At 63.5% G+C, this 14,401-nt stretch carries 13 protein-coding genes; 11 read left to right on the forward strand and 2 right to left on the reverse strand.

Going from position 1 to position 14,401, the window contains the following annotated elements; all coding sequences use genetic code 11:
* Positions 1-305 precede the first annotated feature (305 nt).
* Together uraH and AC1DKD_RS29770 are read left to right on the forward strand one after the other, a co-directional pair.
* Positions 306-659 carry a hydroxyisourate hydrolase gene (gene uraH / locus AC1DKD_RS29765; RefSeq protein ID WP_441628146.1) on the forward strand — a complete coding sequence of 118 codons (354 nt, stop codon included), beginning with the start codon at positions 306-308 and terminating at the stop codon, positions 657-659.
* A gap of 30 nt (positions 660-689) precedes the next feature.
* Positions 690-1,892 carry a urate hydroxylase PuuD gene (locus AC1DKD_RS29770; RefSeq protein ID WP_477102403.1) on the forward strand — a complete coding sequence of 401 codons (1,203 nt, stop codon included), beginning with the start codon at positions 690-692 and terminating at the stop codon, positions 1,890-1,892.
* Between the two features lie 165 nt (positions 1,893-2,057).
* Here the strand turns inward: AC1DKD_RS29770 and AC1DKD_RS29775 are convergent, their stop codons facing one another.
* Together AC1DKD_RS29775 and AC1DKD_RS29780 are read right to left on the reverse strand one after the other, a co-directional pair.
* Positions 2,058-2,669: a c-type cytochrome gene (locus AC1DKD_RS29775; protein ID WP_441628142.1), complete on the reverse strand. Its 612-nt coding sequence runs from the start codon at positions 2,667-2,669 to the stop codon at positions 2,058-2,060.
* Positions 2,670-2,671: 2 nt separating this feature from the next.
* Positions 2,672-4,420 (reverse strand): pyrroloquinoline quinone-dependent dehydrogenase, encoded by a 1,749-nt coding sequence (locus AC1DKD_RS29780; RefSeq protein ID WP_441628140.1) that lies wholly within the window; start codon positions 4,418-4,420, stop codon positions 2,672-2,674.
* Positions 4,421-4,714: 294 nt separating this feature from the next.
* On the opposite strand from AC1DKD_RS29780, the gene AC1DKD_RS29785 reads away from it, so the two are divergent.
* From AC1DKD_RS29785 to AC1DKD_RS29825, 9 genes are all read left to right on the forward strand, one after another.
* Complete coding sequence (locus AC1DKD_RS29785) at positions 4,715-5,380, forward strand: ankyrin repeat domain-containing protein (RefSeq protein WP_441628138.1); 666 nt, start codon at positions 4,715-4,717, stop codon at positions 5,378-5,380.
* A gap of 242 nt (positions 5,381-5,622) precedes the next feature.
* Complete coding sequence (locus AC1DKD_RS29790; protein WP_441628136.1) at positions 5,623-6,009, forward strand: response regulator transcription factor; 387 nt, start codon at positions 5,623-5,625, stop codon at positions 6,007-6,009.
* Positions 6,010-6,168: 159 nt separating this feature from the next.
* Positions 6,169-6,729 carry a lipid-binding SYLF domain-containing protein gene (locus AC1DKD_RS29795; RefSeq protein ID WP_441628134.1) on the forward strand — a complete coding sequence of 187 codons (561 nt, stop codon included), beginning with the start codon at positions 6,169-6,171 and terminating at the stop codon, positions 6,727-6,729.
* Positions 6,730-6,925: 196 nt separating this feature from the next.
* Positions 6,926-7,399: a YMGG-like glycine zipper-containing protein gene (locus AC1DKD_RS29800; RefSeq protein WP_441628132.1), complete on the forward strand. Its 474-nt coding sequence runs from the start codon at positions 6,926-6,928 to the stop codon at positions 7,397-7,399.
* 55 nt (positions 7,400-7,454) lie between these two features.
* A complete protein-coding gene (locus tag AC1DKD_RS29805) occupies positions 7,455-7,613 on the forward strand; it encodes a hypothetical protein (protein WP_441628130.1) in 159 nt (52 codons plus the stop codon).
* Between the two features lie 65 nt (positions 7,614-7,678).
* Positions 7,679-8,932, forward strand: coding sequence for an efflux RND transporter periplasmic adaptor subunit (locus tag AC1DKD_RS29810; RefSeq protein WP_441628128.1), 1,254 nt, complete (start codon positions 7,679-7,681; stop codon positions 8,930-8,932).
* A 13-nt stretch (positions 8,933-8,945) separates the two neighbouring features.
* The gene (locus AC1DKD_RS29815; RefSeq protein ID WP_441628126.1) at positions 8,946-12,182 is read left to right on the forward strand and encodes an efflux RND transporter permease subunit; all 3,237 of its coding nucleotides are present in this window, start codon (positions 8,946-8,948) and stop codon (positions 12,180-12,182) included.
* 1 nt (position 12,183) lies between these two features.
* Positions 12,184-13,662 (forward strand): efflux transporter outer membrane subunit, encoded by a 1,479-nt coding sequence (locus AC1DKD_RS29820; protein WP_441628124.1) that lies wholly within the window; start codon positions 12,184-12,186, stop codon positions 13,660-13,662.
* Positions 13,659-14,401, forward strand: a 743-nt coding sequence (locus AC1DKD_RS29825) for a paraquat-inducible protein A (RefSeq protein ID WP_477144047.1), incomplete at its 3' end; no start/stop codon positions are given. The genes AC1DKD_RS29820 and AC1DKD_RS29825, both read left to right, overlap by 4 nt.

The raw sequence follows: 14,401 nt of genomic DNA on the forward strand, positions 1-14,401 counted from the left end.
GTGTATTGGTGAGGAGGGGGAGCGGCGCGCCGCCGGCAGCGAGTAAAAGCAGGGTGGCGCGCCCCAAAAATTGTTGACAATTATTTGGTTATGGCGGCAATATTGTCAACAAAACCGAGCTAGGTTTTCGACAACTCAGGGTAATTCCCGAGTTGCCATACGGAGTGGTGCAAAGCATTGTCGCCCTGCACCAGTCCAGCGCCGGGATGCGTTAGAAATACGTACCGAGCGGGCACCATTCCCACAAATGGTGCTAGTGAAGGCAGCGGCGCCTCTCACAACCCAAAGCCCTAAGGAAGAACAGGATGGGACGCTTGACCACTCATGTACTCGACACCGCAGCCGGCGCACCCGGCGCCGGCATGTCGATTACCCTGCATAAAATTGTCGACAATCGCAAGGAGACGCTGAAGACAGTCGTCACCAACCACGATGGCCGTTGCGACCAGCCCCTGCTGGATGGCGACACCATGGCCGCCGGGGTGTACGAACTCGAATTCGGTGCCGGCGATTATTTCCGCGCCCAGGGCACGAAGTTGCCCGAGCCAGCTTTCCTCGACGTGGTGACGCTGCGTTTCGGTATTGCCGATACCGCCGCGCACTACCACGTGCCGCTGCTGGTTTCCCCCTGGTCGTACTCGACCTACCGCGGCAGTTGAGCGCGGTACGGGAAACAAAGGAGACAAGACATGGAAGGCTATATCCTCGACTGGGCCAATATGCTGCTGCGGTGGGTGCACGTAATCACCGCGATCGCATGGATCGGTTCCTCGTTCTATTTCGTCTGGCTGGACAACAGCCTGACCCGCCCCGATGACCCCGACCTGCAGGAGAAAGGCGTGGGCGGCGAGCTATGGGCGGTGCACGGCGGCGGCTTCTACAACCCGCAGAAATACCTGAGCGCGCCCAAGACATTGCCGGAGAACCTGCACTGGTTCTACTGGGAGTCGTATTCCACCTGGATGACCGGTTTCGGCCTGCTGGTGGTGCTGTACCTGTTCAACGCCAGCACGTTCCTGGTCGACAAGAACGTCATGGACATGTCGGCGGGCGCGGCGATCGGGTTTGCGCTGTCTTACCTCGCCGTGGGCTGGGTGGTCTACGACTGCATCTGCCGCGTGTTTGGCAAGAGCGACCGCACCGTCGGCATCCTGGTGGCGATCTACGTCGCGCTGGCTGCTTACGTGGCCTGCCACGTGTTCTCGGGCCGCGCGGCGTTCCTGCTGACCGGCGCGATGATCGCCACCATCATGAGCGCCAACGTGCTGGTGTGGATCATTCCCGGCCAGCGCAAGGTGGTTGCCGCGCTGCGCGCCGGCGATCCGGTGGATCCGGTGCATGGCAAGAACGCCAAGCAGCGCAGCGTGCATAACACCTACTTCACGCTGCCGGTGCTGTTCGCCATGCTGTCGAACCACTACAGCATGACCTACAGCTACAAGTACAACTGGGCCGTGCTGGTGCTGATCATGCTGGCCGGCGTGCTGATCCGCCAGTTCTTCATCCTCAAGCACAAGGGCAAGATCAATGTCGCCTGGCCTGCCGCCGGTGTCGCGGTGCTGGCCGTGGTCGCGGTCATGATCGCGCCGCAGCCGCGCGAGACGGTGGCGAACAAGGATGGTGCTGCCGCGCAGGTGAGCTTTACCAAGGTGCAGGAGGTTATCAACTCGCGCTGCGTCCAGTGCCATGCCGCCGCGCCGAAGATGATGCCGACTGCCGCCAAGGGCATCAAGCTGGACACGGCCGACGAGATCAAGGCGCACGCGCAGCTGATCTATCAGCAAGCGGTGCAGCAGAAGGCCATGCCGCTTGGCAACGTCACGCAGATCACGGACGACGAACGGGCGCTGCTGGGCCAGTGGTTCGAGGCCGGCGCCAAGACGACCAACTGATCCGCCAACTGATTGACGGGGATCCTCGCGGATCCCCCCTGACCGAGCATCGGTGATCGACGGTCCGGTGGCCGTGCAGCTTGTGGCCGGAGGTCTGGACTGGCGAGGGTTTGAACGGGGCGCACGCCCCGTTTTTTTGTTTCCGCACGGCGGCGGGCCAGGGGCCTATTGCAGGTTCGCTATGTAGTTGGCGAGGTTCTGGATATCCGCGTCTGACAAGCCACGCGCCACGCTGGTCATGTTGCCGGCGTCATTGGTGCGCTTGCGCGAGCGGAAGTCTTCCAGTTGCTTGACGATATAGGCGTACTGCTGTCCGGCCACGCGGGGAATTTCATTCTGCCCGCTGAAGCCGCCGAGATGGCACATGGTGCAGAGCACCTCTTCGGACTTCTTCCTGCCGGCTTCCACTTTTTGCCCGTCTGCCTTGAACTGGGAAGGAATGGGCTTCTGCGCAGCGAAATAATCCGCCAGGTCCAGCATATCCTCGCGCGATAGCGGCGCGGCCATCTGCGTCATCGGCGGGTGGCCGCGGCGGCCTTCCTGGAAGTCCTTTAGCTGCATGTAGATGTAGCGCGCGGTCTGGCCGGCGAGCACCGGATAGCCCGGATTGCCGGGGTTTCCCGTCGGCCCGTGGCAAGCCACGCAGGTTTCCGCCTTGCGCTTGCCGGCCTCGGGGTCGGCGCGCGCGATGCCGGCCGCGCATGCCAGCAACACGCACAGAACAAGTGCCAGCCCCGACAGCGCAAACTGCCGGGGCCGTCCGAGGGGGATGCGCATGCCTATTGCACGGCGAACACCAGCACGGTGTTGCCGCGCTTGAAGTCCAGTTGCGTGTTGCCGCCCGCCGCTACCGCGATGTACTGCTTGCCGCCCACCATGTAGGAAACCGCGGGTGCGTTGACCCCGGCGCCGCATTGGTACTCCCACAGCTTCTTGCCCGTGCTCGCGTCGAAGGCCCTGAACAGGCCGTTGCCTTCCCCGTTGAACACCAGCCCGCCGGCGGTGGCCAGCACGCCGCCGATCAGCGGCTGCTCGGTCTTAAAGTCCCAGGCAACCTTGCCGGTATCGATATTGACCGCGGAGAGCTTGCCCCATTGCGCCTCGGACGGGATGGTCTTGAACGCGCCGCCCAGCCATAGCTTGCCACCGGGGTAGGGCGTCGCTTCCACCTGGTAAGTCATGGGCTGGTGCAGGTTGGCGGCATAGGCCAGCCGCGTCTTCGGGTCGAACGCCATCGGCGACCATTCCACGCCACCGTTGGCGCCCGGCAGCATGCGCGCGCCGGAGGCGGTGGGCAGCGTCCACATGTTCTCCTGCGGGATCATGGCCTGGGAGAAGCGGATCAGATGGCCATCGCGGCGGTCATGCACATAGATGTGGCCGGTCTTGCCGCCGTGAATCACGCCGGGAATCATCTGGCCGCTTTTGTCGCGCACGTCGACCAGGATCGGCGGGCTGGCGGCGTCAAGGTCCCACACGTCATGGGCGACATATTGGGAGTGCCATTTGTAGGCGCCGGTATCCAGGTCGACTGCCACCATCGAGTCGGTATAGAGGTTGTCTCCGGGGCGGATGGCACCATACAGGTCGGGCGATGGGTTGCCCACCACGAAGATCGCCATCTTGTTCTTGCGGTCGATCGCCGGCGGCATCCAGACGCCGCCACCAAGGGACTTGTAGAAGTCGCCGCCCTTGTCGGCCAGTTGCTTCTTCTCCGCCGCGATGTCGCGCTTCATGTCGCGTCCCGTCGCGTCCGTGGTGGCCCAGACGCCTTCATGCCCTTTCTCGGGGATGGTGTAAAAGGTCCACAGCAGCTTGCCGTCGGTGACGCTGTAAGCCTTGAGGAAGCCACGGATGCCGTACTCCCCGCCGTTGGTGCCGATCAGGATCTTGTCGTCCACCACGACCGGTGCCATGGTTTCCGAATAGCCCAGCTCGGGATTGGCGATCTGGGTTTCCCACAGCAACTTGCCGGTTTTGGCATCGAGCGCGACCAGCTTGGCGTCGAGCGTGCCCATGTAGAGGCGGTCGCCGCTGACAGCCACGCCGCGATTGTTCGGGCCGCAGCAGAAGGTCGTGATCGGACCCATCTTGTGCTTGTAGTGCCAGAACTCCTTGCCGGTCACGGCATCGATCGCATAGACGTGGTTGTAAGAGGTGGTCAGGAACATCACGCCGTTGACCACGATCGGCGCGGTCTCCATGGACTCGATCACGGCGGTCTGGAACTGGAAGGCCGGCTTGAGCCTGGCGACGTTCTTGGTGTTGATCTGGCTGCCCGGGTAATAGCGGGTTTGCAGGTAGGAGCCGTTCGAGTGCAGCCAGTCGTTCGCATTGCCGCCGGCGGCATCGAGTTGCGCCTGCGTAACCGATGGCAGGGGCCTGGTCATGGCGGCGCCGGTCGTCGTGGCGGCGCCCTGGATTTCGTCCGCGCCGAAGGCGACGGTCGCAACGGACGCGGCGCAGGCGGCAAGGGCCAGGAGTAGCAGGGGGAGGGTCAACCGGGAAGGGCTGCGAGCTGCGAGCATGGGGAGCTCCTTTCTTGCATTCTTTTGTGCCCCCGGCTTTCCCAGGACAAAAGCATGTGCGCGTTGCGCACCGAGGCGGCCCGGGGTCAAAAGCAGTATAGGAAAGAGTGCAGGCAAAACAACCTTGTATCGCAATCGCTTGCATCACTGCCGCCGCCGCGCCGCAATATCAAAACATGCCGCGCCGCAACACGCGCTCGGACGCTCCTTGAATTAGCGCGCCTTACGCACCACACTTAGCCGGAAACGTGCAGCGATGAGGCTGGCCACCTATGCGTGGCGGGGGAGACGGACATGGACGGACGCACAGGATGGCGCGCGGGGATCGCCGCGCTGCTCTGCGGCATGGGCATGTTGTGGCTGCCGGCAAGGGCAGACGACGACATCGGCCTCAATGCCCGCTTGCTCGCGGCCGCCAGGGCGGGCGACGCCGCGGGTGTGCGTGCCACGCTGCAACAAGGAGCGGCGGTGGACGCGCGCAACCGCATTGGCGATACCGCATTGCTCACCGCCAGCAAGCGGGGCCTGACCGAGATGGCGCGCACGCTGGTCGATCACGGCGCCAATGTCAGCCAGGCCAACGTGCAAGGCGTCACGCCGCTGATGGCCGCGGCCTTTGGCGGCTATGAGGAGATCGTGGCGATGCTGCTGGTGCGCCATCCTGATCTGACAGCCACGGATCGCGTCAACAAGAGCGCCATGGTCTATGCGGCAGGCGAGGGCCACGCAGGGGTGGTGCGGCAGTTGCTGGATGCTGGCGTGGACGTCAACGCCACCTACGGCAACGGGCTCACCGCGCTGATGTGGGCGGCCGGCTACGACCGGGCCGATACGGTGCGCCTGCTGCTCGCCAAAGGTGCCAGGCAGGATCTGCGCGACAATCGCGGACTGACCGCGCGCGAGATCGCGGAGCAGGTGCACGCGTCGAAGGTGGCGAGCTTGCTGGACGCGCCGCGCTGAGCGCCTTGCTTGCGGCGCGGCAGGCCCGGCACCCGATGCCGGCCTGGCCCGCCGTCATGCCGGGATTCCGCTACCGCCTCGTCAGACCGCCGTACGCCGCGAGGATGCGGGCGCCGGGGGGCGCCCGCATCCTCGCGCGTAGTTGGACCAAAGTCCAATATCTGCGGTCTTCCAACTGTCATAGTCTTAATCGAGCGTCGAATCAGGTGGGGCCCTGCGGTGCCTGTATGGGGAATTTCGCCATGAGCAAAGTCAAACCGTTCGTCGCAGTGGTTGATGACGACGAATCGGTGCGTCGTGCCATCAAGCGGCTTTTGCGCTCCATCGGGCTGTCATCGGAAACGTTCAAAACCGGGGACGAGTTCCTGGATATGTTCGATTCCATTCCGTCATATCGCCCAGGCTGCGTCGTGCTCGATGTGCAGATGTCCGGCCTGAACGGGCTTGAGGTCCAGCGGCGGCTCACGGGCAGCGGCATCCCGGTGATCTTCATCACGGCGCATGACGAAGCCGGTGTCCGCGAGCAGGCTTTGGCGGCTGGAGCGGCGGCCTATCTGCGCAAGCCGTTTAACGATGAAATCTTTATCAAGGCCGTGCGCACGGCCATCGATCCGACTTCCGAGGGGTGAGGAACGCGAACCGGCTTCGAGCGCCCGGCAAGCGGCTATTGGACCAAGGTCCAATTGTTTTAGCGGGACCCGGATATCACTATTGATATGAACCGGCAAGAACATCAGGTGGGAATGCGCTTTACACCATGTCGTCATTTTCTGAATGGAGCACGCATCATGATCAAGTACCTTCGGCTCATTCTCGCGATTCCGGTCATGCTGGTCGCGGTAGCCTGTTCGACCCAGCAGACGTCAACCGTGGGCGGTGACCCGCAGCTGGAAGCGGCCGCGCGTGCGGCCCTGGCAAAGCTGAATGATACGAATCCCAGGACCAAGAACCTCCTGACCGCGGCGAAGGGGGTTATCGTGTTCCCCGACATCATGAAAGCGGGCTTCCTCGTGGGCGCGCAAGGCGGCAACGGCGTGATGTTTGCCCCGGATGGCAGGGTGCTGGGCTACTACAACGCCACGGCGGTCTCGTATGGCCTGCAGGCGGGCGCCCAGACCTTCTCACTGGCAATGTTCTTCATGAACGACAAGGCTTTGAGCGATCTCAATGATAGTGACGGGTTGTCGGTTGGCGTTGGGCCGAGCGTTGTCGTGGTGGATGAGGGCGTTGCAAAATCCATGACCAGCCAAAACCTGACATCGGACGTCTACGCCTTCATCTATGGGCAGCAGGGCTTGATGGCCGGCCTCGGCTTGCAAGGTCAGAAGATCACCAAGCTCAGTAAATGAAGCCGATGACGGTGCCTGTCGGTGGGGCTCCACTTACAGCTAACGCGCGTCGCGCCCCTTGCGCTCGACGCGCGTTAGGTTCGCCTGAGCGCGACAGCAGCGTGGGGCGGCGTGCATTGCGCGGCATTGCCTGTTGGCCTGGTTCACGGAGGACCAGCGAAYTGGCCGGCCAAGGAATATGGGGGAGTCTCAGGTCATGCTACGAATGCAGCGAGTCCCAATTGGCCTGATCGCGTGGATGCTGGCGTTCGGTGCCGCCGCGCAGCAGCCCATCATCTATCCAGCCAAGGGGCAGAGTACGCAGAAGCAGAACTCGGACACCGCCGAATGCCAGTTGTGGGCGAAGCAGAACACCGGGGTGGATCCCGTTGCCATTGCGCAGCAATCCGGCCAGCCAAGTGCTCCGCCGCAGCAAGGGGGGCGGGTCAGGGGCGCCGCGGGCGGCGCCGCCGTAGGCGCTGCGGTGGGTGCGATCGCGGGCGATGCCGGCAAGGGTGCGGCGGCTGGCGCGGTCACGGGGACCGTGGTCGGTGGCTCGCGCCAGCGACGCGGCAACCAGGCCGCGGCCGAACAGCAGCAAGCGGGTCAGCAACAGGCGTCCCAGCAAATGGCCACGTTCAACCGGGCGGTGGCGGCGTGCATGACGGGCCGGGGATACACGGTGCAGTAGTGCTGTAGTGCGGTAGTGCAGTAGAGGGCAGGGGCGGAGAGTTGGGGATCCACAGATGACAACGAAACCAAGGCGAACCGCGTTCGCGTCCGCGACAGCATGGCGCAGAGACGCGGGGACTATCGCGCTCGGCGAGATCCCCGGCGCAATGGCGTTGATGCTGGTGAATCGCGACGACGTGCTTGTGCTGTCTGGCTACGGCATGCCGCCGTAGCTGGCTGCGGGTCCGGCTTGCTTGCGTTGTGTTCCAAGAGTCCGAGTTCCCAATGGGAGACTCAAATGGTGATTTCACCTTCGCGGATCGTAAACGTCGGTTGCAGGCACGCGCTCAACCGCGCCCGCCTGCAGTTCGCGTTTGCCGGGGCGACCTTAGTGCTGCTTGCCGGCTGCCACAAGCAGGCGAACGAAGTGCCGCGTGCGATAACCGAAGTGACAGTCATGACTGTCGCGCAGCGTGACACGCCGGTCGAATTCGAGTTCACCGCCCAGACGCAAAGTTCGCGCGAGGTCGAGATTCGCGCACGTGTCGACGGCTTCCTGGAAAAGCGCGTCTATACCGAGGGTGCGCTGGTGCGTGCCGGGGAGACGCTCTTCCTGATGGACGCCAAGCCATTCGAAGCGGCACTCCAGTCGGCAAAAGGCCAGCTCGCGCAGCAGCAGGCCAGGCTCACCGTGACCAAGGCCAATCTGGCCCGCGTGGTTCCGCTAGCCGCTCAGAACGCCCTCAGCCAGAAGGACCTTGACAACGCGACGGGCAACGAAAAGGAGGCCGAGGCCGCGGTGATCGCCGCCCAAGGCGAGGTCCGGACCGCGGAGCTCAACCTGAGCTACACGACGATCAAGTCCCCGCTCATGGGTCTGTCGAGCTTCGCAAGGCAGCAGGACGGCAGCTACGTGACAGCGGCCGCGACGGGCTTGCTGACCTATGTTTACCAGCTTGATCCGATGTGGGTGAACTTCAGCATTTCCGAAAATGAATTGCTGTCCTACCGCGACCAGGTCGAGAAGGGACAGCTGCGGTTTCCGCCCAACAACGACTTCGAGGTCACGGTTGTGCTTGCCGATGGCAGCCTGTTCCCGGGCAGCGGCCATATCAATTTCACCAATCCGGCATTCAACACGCAAACCGGAACCTTCCTCGTGCGGGCCTCGTTCGCCAATCCGCAAGGCACCCTGCGCCCCGGGCAGTTCGTGCGCGCACGGGTTGCCGGCGCGGTGCGCCCCAATGCGATTCTCGTGCCGCGACGTGCCGTGTTGCAGGGTTCCAAGAGCCATTTCGTCTGGACCGTCGATAAGGATTCGAAAGGCCATCAACGGGTTGTCGAAGTCGGGGAATGGAACGGCGATGACTGGTTCATCAACGCGGGCCTGAAAGCCGGCGAGCGGATCGTCGTCGACGGCGCCATTCGCGTCGTCGCCGACACGCCGCTGAAAATCACGCAGGCGCCGGCCCAGAAAGCCGCCGCCGATACGCCGCGCAGCGAAGAGCGAAGCCTGTCGCGGCGTCAGTCTGACACTATCGCGACGAACTGACCGGGCAGGCGAAATGAACATTTCCCATTTCTGCATTGACCGGCCGATCTTCGCGTCGGTCATTTCGATCGTGATCACGCTCGGCGGCGCGCTGGCGATGCTCAACCTGCCCATCGCGCAGTATCCTGACATTACGCCGCCGCAGATTACCGTCTCCGCCACGTACCCCGGTGCGACCGGGGATGTGGTTGCAAACAATGTCGCCGCGCCGATCGAGCAGCAGGTCAATGGCGCGGACAACATGATCTACATGAACTCTTCGAGTTCATCGACCGGCAACTTCACCCTTAACGTCTTTTTCGAGATCGGCACCAACCCCGAGCTTGCCCAGGTCGATGTGCAGAACCGGGTGAACCTGGCGCTGCCGCAATTGCCTTCGTCGGTTCAGGCCCAAGGCATCCAGGTGCAGAAGAAATCCTCGGCGTTCATGATGGTCCTCGCCATCTACTCGCCCAGCGAACGCTACGATGCAACCTACATTGCCAACTACACCAACATCTACGTGCTGGATGCGCTAAAGCGCATACCCGGCGCCAATCAGTCGAGCATCTTCGGCACGCCTGATTACGCGATGCGTATCTGGCTCAAGCCTGACCGCATGGCGCAGCTCGGTATCACGGCCTCCGACGTGCAGAAGGCGGTCGCCAACCAGAACCAGCAGTTCGCGGTCGGCAGCATCGGCCAGTCGCCAACCGGCACGGCAGTCGAGCAGTCATTCGCGGTAACCACCACCGGCCGCCTGAGCAATCCGGCCGAGTTCGAGAACATCATCCTGCGCGCGGCGAGCGGCGATGCCGCGATGGTGCGTCTCAAGGACGTCGGCCGTGCCGAACTCGGCAGCAAGGACTATTCGATCCGTAGCAAGTTCCAGGGCAAGCCGGCGACGGTGATCGCCGTTTATCAGCAGCCGGGCGCCAACGCGCTCGACGTGTCCAACCAGGTGCGCAAGACGCTGGCGGAGATGAAGAAGTCGTTTCCGGAAGGGCTTGAGTACGAAATCGCGATGGACACGACCGAGTTCACCCGTGCGTCGATCTCGGACGTCATTCACACCTTCTTCGAAGCACTCGTGCTGGTGGTGATCGTCGTGTTCGTGTTCCTGCAGAGCCTGCGCGCCACTTTGATCCCGGTGCTGGCGGTGCCTGTGTCGATTGTCGGTACCTGCATGGGCATGATGGCGCTCGGGTTTTCGATCAACATGCTGACCTTGTTCGGCATGGTGCTGGCGATCGGCATCGTGGTGGACGATGCCATCGTGGTGATCGAGAACGTCGAACGGAATATGAGCGTCCACAAGCTGAATCCGAAGGACGCCGCCAAACGGGCCATGGACGAAGTCACGGGGCCGGTGATCGCGATCGTGCTTGTGCTGTGCGCCGTATTCGTGCCGGTGGCGTTCCTTGGGGGTATTACCGGACAACTGTACAAGCAGTTCGCCATTACCATTGCGATCTCGGTGGTGTTCTCGGGGCTGGTCGCGCTCACGCTGTCGCCTGCGCTGGCGGCATTGCTGCTGAAACCCGGACACCATGAAAAGAAGGGCTTCTTCAGGTGGTTCGAGAATGCCTTCGGGCGCATGACCGCTGGCTATACGAACCTGGTGAAGATGGTCATCAAGCGCTTCGTGGTCGCCTTGTTGCTGTTCGTCGGCATGATCGCGCTTGCGGTTGTCATGATGCGGTCGATCCCGACCTCGTTTCTCCCGCCCGAGGACCAGGGCTATCTGCTCGGGGCGGTGATCATGCCGGACGCCGCGAGCCTGGATCGCACCGGGGCGGTGTCACAGCACGTGACCGACTATTTCATGAAGCAGCCGGCCGTGGGCAGCGTCACGGTGGTCGACGGCTATAGCCTGCTCGACAGCCAGAACAAGAATAACGCCGGAGCGTTCTTTATCGGGTTCAAGAGCTTCGACGAGCGCTATAAATTCGCCAACATCAAAACGCAGAATGCGCGCGCCGTGCTGATCGACGCCTACGAGCAGCTGTCGAAGGTAAAAGAGGGGATCATCCTGCCGGTCAATCCGCCGTCGATCCCGGGGTTGGGTACGACCGGCGGCACGGAGATGTGGATCCAGAGCAAAGGGGACGGTTCCATCCCGCAACTCGCGGGCGTGGTGAACGACTTCATGGCCAAGGCGAAGCAGCGGCCCGAACTGGCCCGCGTCACGTCGACCTTCAATGCGGCGGCACAGCAGCTGCTGGTCAACGTGGACCGTGAAAAGGCGGAAACCCTGGGGGTGCCGGTCGAGGAAGTGTACAGCGCGATGCAGACCATGTTCGGCTCGCTGTACGTCTCGCAGTTCAATCGTTCGAGCCGGCTCTGGCAGGTCATCCTGCAAGCGGAGCCGTCCTACCGGCTCAAGCCCGGGGATCTCGACCAGATCTTCGTGCGCGGCAAGACCGGCAACATGGTACCGCTCAAGGCCGTGGTGACCACCAAGTTCGTCACCGGTCCGGATCTGGTGACGCGCTTCAATAATTTCCCGGCGGTCAAGATTACCGCCAATGCGGCCCCGGGATACAGCTCGGGGCAGGTCCTTTCCACGCTGCAAGAGGTGGCGGACGAGGTGATGCCCAACGACTACGGGGTGGGGTGGAGCGGCGAGGCGTACGAAGCCCTGAAGGCCAGCAGCTCGTCGGCGCTTGTGTTCGTGTTCGGCCTGATCATGGTGTTCCTGATTCTCGCTGCGCAGTACGAGAAGTGGAGCTTGCCGGTGGGCGTGCTGATGGCGGTGCCGTTTGCGCTCTTTGGCGCGTTGCTTGCCATCCTGCTGCGCGGCCTCGATAACGACGTCTACTTCCAGATCGGCCTCACGATGCTGGTGGCGCTGGCGGCCAAGAACGCGATCCTGATCTTCGAGTTTGCCGTGCTGAACCGGGAACAGGGTGAGTCGGTCTATGACGCCGCGGTCACGGCGGCGACCGAACGGCTGCGTCCGATCGTGATGACCTCCCTTGCCTTCATCCTGGGCTGCGTGCCGCTGGCGATCGCACTCGGCGCATCGGCGAACAGCCGGCATTCGATCGGGACCGGCGTCATTGGCGGCATGCTCGGCGCCACGGTGATCGCGGTGTTTTTCATCCCGATGTTCTTCTACGTGCTCGAAACCATGTCGGAGAAGAAGGGCGGAGGCAAGAAGACTCCCGGTCCGGAAGGCGGCGCGCCCGGCGAGCCGGCACCGGGCTCCATTGGGGCGGGAGCGGGCGGCCCGACGGCCACGCCGTCCGCCAGACGCGAGGACGAATGACATGCGCACTTCGGCTCTTTCGCTAATGGCCTTGCTGACGCTCGGCGGTTGCCTGCTCGGGCCGAACTATCAGCGGCCGGCCGTCAACACGCCGGCTACCTTCCGCTTTGCCGAGGCGGATGCTCAGGATCTCGTCAATACGACGTGGTGGGTGCAGTTCGAGGATCCGGCGCTCAACGATCTGATCGCGACGGCGCTGGCCGAGAACAAGGACGTGAAGATCGCGGCGGCGCGCGTCGAGCAGTTTCTCGGGCAATTCCAGAGCACGCGCTCGCAGTTGTTCCCGCAACTCGGCGCAGGGGCCGGGGCACAGCGTGAGCGCGTGCCGCTAGGGACGACGACATTGCCGTCCGGCGTCGGACAGGTATTCAACCAGTACCAGGCGACGCTCTCGGCGGCATGGGAGATCGATGTCTTCGGCAAGCTGCGCCGTCAGACCGAGTCCGCCCGGGCGAGCCTGCTGGCGAGCGAGGAAGGCAGGCGCGCGACGATCCTGACGCTCGTCGCTTCCGTGGCGTCGTCCTATGTGAATCTGCTGTCGCTCGACCGGCAACTGGAAATCGCCAAGGCGACCGTGGCAAGCCGGGCAGAGTCGGTGCACGTATTCGATCTGCGCTACAAGGGCGGGGAAGTTTCACAGATGGAACTGGCGCAGAGCCAGTCCGAATACGAATCCTCGCTGTCGACGATTCCGCAGATCGAACTCCAGATCGCGCAACAGGAGGATGCGCTATCCATCCTCCTGGGGCAGAACCCGCAACCGATCCAGCGTGACCGCAAGCTGGACGACCTGGTGTTGCCATTGGTGCCGGCCGGATTGCCATCCGAATTGCTCGAACGCCGCCCCGACCTGCGGCAGGCCGAGCAGGACCTGATCGCCGCCAACGCGCTGATTGGCGCGGCGCGCGCGCTCTACTTCCCGTCGATCTCGCTGACTGGCGTGTTCGGCACGGCGAGCACCCAGTTCTCGCAGCTCTTCACCGGCCCGGCCAGGTTGTGGTCATACGCCGGTGCGGTGACGGTGCCGATCTTCACCGCGGGCAACATCAGCGGGCAGGTCAAGCAGGCCGAGGCACTGCAGCAACAGGCGCTGTTCACGTACCAGAAGGCGATCCAGGTAGCTTTCCAGGAGGTCGCGGACTCGCTGGTGTCCTTGCAGAAGACGCGCGAGAAACTCATTGTGCAGGGACGGCAGGTCGACGCGCTGGCGACCTACGCTAGGCTCGCACGGTTGCGCTACGAGGGCGGATACACGAGCTACATCGAGGTGCTGGATGCCGAGCGCAGCCTCTTCAACGCGCAACTGAGTTACGCCCAAGCGCAGGGAACGGTCTTTACCTCAAGCGTGAATCTCTATAAAGCGATGGGTGGCGGCTGGGTGGTCGACGCGGAACGTATGACCTCGGTAGTGTATGGCGACGGCGGCAAATCCGTGCCACCGGACGCATCGCCCTCCGGCACAAGCAAATCACTGCCATGACAGCGGCGCGCCTGATCGCCTGCCACGAGTGCGATCTGCTGCAGCGCGAGACGGCGTTGCCAAGAGCCGGCATCGCGCGCTGCCGGCGCTGCGGCGCGGAGCTCTATCGGAGCCGGCCGGAGAGTCTCGACCGCGCGCTTGCATTGACGCTCGCGGCGCTCGTGCTGTTCGTGGTGGCGAACATGTTTCCGGTGGTAGGGTTGTCGGTGAACGGCGATCTGGTCCAGACGACGCTGTTCGGCGCGGTTCGGATACTCTATCGCGACGGCATGTGGCCGCTCGCCGGCCTCGTGTTCGTCACCACGCTCCTGATGCCGCTGCTGAGAATGCTCGCGATGACGTATCTCTTGCTACCGCTGCGGCTGCGACGGTTGCCGCGCCGGCCCGACGCGGTGTTTCGCGTCCTGGAACTGGCGGCGCCCTGGGGCATGACCGAAGTCCTGATCCTCGGCATGCTGGTCGCCCTGGTCAAACTCGCGCATATCGCCACGGTGGTGACCGGCGTCGCCATGTGGGCGTTCGGGGCGGTGATGCTGCTGCTCGCCGCCGCGTCCTCCGCCTTCGACGTTCGCGACCTGTGGGCCCGGATAGATGCGGCATCGCACGTAAGAGGGCGTGGCGTGATCGCTGCCTCGGCCACCACGGCTGCCCGCGCGGGCTTGCTGGTCTGCCACAGTTGCGGGCTGTTGTCGCGGCTGGCTCCTCATGCCCATGAAGGCAGCTGCCCGCGGTGCGGCAC

The sequence above is a fragment of the Cupriavidus sp. 05T313 genome, from assembly GCF_056396665.1.

Excerpts from the sequence above, each read along its gene's own strand:
- AC1DKD_RS29795 (WP_441628134.1), top strand. The coding sequence starts at position 6,169 with ATGATCAAGTACCTTCGGCTCATTCTCGCGATTCCGGTCATGCTGGTC.
- AC1DKD_RS29790 (WP_441628136.1), top strand. The coding sequence starts at position 5,623 with ATGAGCAAAGTCAAACCGTTCGTCGCAGTGGTTGATGACGACGAATCG.
- AC1DKD_RS29805 (WP_441628130.1), top strand. The coding sequence starts at position 7,455 with ATGACAACGAAACCAAGGCGAACCGCGTTCGCGTCCGCGACAGCATGG.
- AC1DKD_RS29785 (WP_441628138.1), top strand. The coding sequence starts at position 4,715 with ATGGACGGACGCACAGGATGGCGCGCGGGGATCGCCGCGCTGCTCTGC.
- AC1DKD_RS29800 (WP_441628132.1), top strand. The coding sequence starts at position 6,926 with ATGCTACGAATGCAGCGAGTCCCAATTGGCCTGATCGCGTGGATGCTG.
- AC1DKD_RS29775 (WP_441628142.1), bottom strand. The coding sequence starts at position 2,669 with ATGCGCATCCCCCTCGGACGGCCCCGGCAGTTTGCGCTGTCGGGGCTG.
- AC1DKD_RS29780 (WP_441628140.1), bottom strand. The coding sequence starts at position 4,420 with ATGCTCGCAGCTCGCAGCCCTTCCCGGTTGACCCTCCCCCTGCTACTC.
- AC1DKD_RS29810 (WP_441628128.1), top strand. The coding sequence starts at position 7,679 with ATGGTGATTTCACCTTCGCGGATCGTAAACGTCGGTTGCAGGCACGCG.
- AC1DKD_RS29770 (WP_477102403.1), top strand. The coding sequence starts at position 690 with ATGGAAGGCTATATCCTCGACTGGGCCAATATGCTGCTGCGGTGGGTG.
- AC1DKD_RS29820 (WP_441628124.1), top strand. The coding sequence starts at position 12,184 with ATGCGCACTTCGGCTCTTTCGCTAATGGCCTTGCTGACGCTCGGCGGT.
- AC1DKD_RS29815 (WP_441628126.1), top strand. The coding sequence starts at position 8,946 with ATGAACATTTCCCATTTCTGCATTGACCGGCCGATCTTCGCGTCGGTC.
- uraH (WP_441628146.1), top strand. The coding sequence starts at position 306 with ATGGGACGCTTGACCACTCATGTACTCGACACCGCAGCCGGCGCACCC.